The organism is Levilactobacillus mulengensis (genome assembly GCF_003946045.1).
Classification (GTDB): Bacteria; Bacillota; Bacilli; order Lactobacillales; family Lactobacillaceae; genus Levilactobacillus; species Levilactobacillus mulengensis.
The window spans coordinates 1-1,383 of sequence record NZ_RHNW01000036.1 but is presented as its reverse complement, the minus strand read 5'-3'; the positions used below and the strand labels follow the sequence as shown (position 1 = coordinate 1,383).

2 protein-coding genes and 1 pseudogene are annotated in these 1,383 nt (G+C 36.7%); all 3 read left to right on the top strand.

Translation table 11 applies throughout. From position 1 onward, the window contains the following. A partial coding sequence (locus EKM84_RS14080; protein ID WP_125766280.1) for a replication protein A occupies positions 1-90 on the top strand: 90 nt, incomplete at its 5' end. Beyond that, positions 83-463: pseudogene (locus EKM84_RS14075) on the top strand (DUF536 domain-containing protein); the annotation flags it as partial. The gene EKM84_RS14080 and the pseudogene EKM84_RS14075, both read left to right, overlap by 8 nt. A gap of 251 nt (positions 464-714) precedes the next feature. Then, positions 715-1,263, top strand: coding sequence for a DUF536 domain-containing protein (locus tag EKM84_RS14065; protein WP_034529710.1), 549 nt, complete (start codon positions 715-717; stop codon positions 1,261-1,263). Positions 1,264-1,383 lie beyond the last annotated feature (120 nt).

Below are 1,383 nucleotides of genomic sequence, written 5' to 3'. Positions count from 1 at the left end.
AAACAGGCCGAGCACGATAAAAAAATAAGAGATCAAGCAAGACAAGAAGCACTTGCTGAACTCCGAAAGGGGTTTGGAAATCATGCCTAAAACTATTAGAGAACTTGCTGATGAATTAAAGGTCTCCAAACAAGCCATTCAATATCACTACCAAAGACTACCAGCAAAAAAGCAATAAAAAGATAGTCGGGGTGCAAACATGATTAGCACTACAGCTGAGATGATTATTAGAGACAAGATAGCAAAGCCTTTGGTCTCAAAGAGCCAACAAACAGGTAGGAAACAGATACCAAAGACTAGCAAAGAAAATAATGAGCTAATTGCTACTCTAAGAAGAGAAATAGAAGATTTAAAGTTTCAACGTGACAAACAGCTTGCTACCAAGGATCAGCAAATAAGTAGTAAAGACCGACAAATAGATCATCTAACAAAATTGATAGATCAGCAGCAACGATTACAGTTGACGCCTTATTTGGTGGTCATTCAACCAACTATAACCAACAGTCGGTGCCACTTATTCGCCCAGAAGAATTTGCTACCTTACAACAGCCAGTTTTATATGCCTACAAGCTAGGCGTTTCACAAGTTGATAAAGCTTTTTGGTTTAAAGATGCACGTATGAAAGCAATGGTAGAAAACTAAGGAGTTTAAATAAAAAACATCGTTGCGCACATTATTGTGGTAACATTGTTCGCAATGAAGGAGTAATTTAGCATGAAGCTTTATTCTATGAAGGATATTGCAGAGGAAATCGGCAAAGACAAATCCAATGTTTATCGTTATATAAAGAAAAACAATATTGCGCACACTGATGTAAAAGAACGTACATTATTGTTTAACGCAACGCAAAAAAACTCCATTGTAAAAGGCATGGCAAGCAATCCAAACAATGACGTTGCGCAACGGTCGCAACATGCCCAGCATAATGAATATCATAGCGAAACAGATAATAATACTGATCAAATTATTGCTGCTATGCAGGATAATATTAAGAATTTAAAAGAGCAAAATGCCTTGCTAGCTAAACAGTTGGAAAGCAAGGATAAACAACTTGATGAGGCACAAAAGCTAATTGATCAGCAACAACAGTTAAACCTATCAACACAGCGTCTTTTAACACAACAAAATGAGCCGCAGGAAGTTAAGCAACAAACACAAACTAAGCAAAAAAGTACTGCACAGGCACAACAGTCAGAAGAAAATAGTGATGATCAAAAAAAGGCTTCAAAGAAGGGGTTCTTTAAGCGCTTATTTGATAACTAAAGGTACATGTTCATATGACACACAACTATTTTGTTTTTAGATTTGGCAAATTACAAGTTTAATCCGAACAAGCCCGGAAACTTTCAATGGCAGTCTGTTGATGATGGATTTTTAATGGTC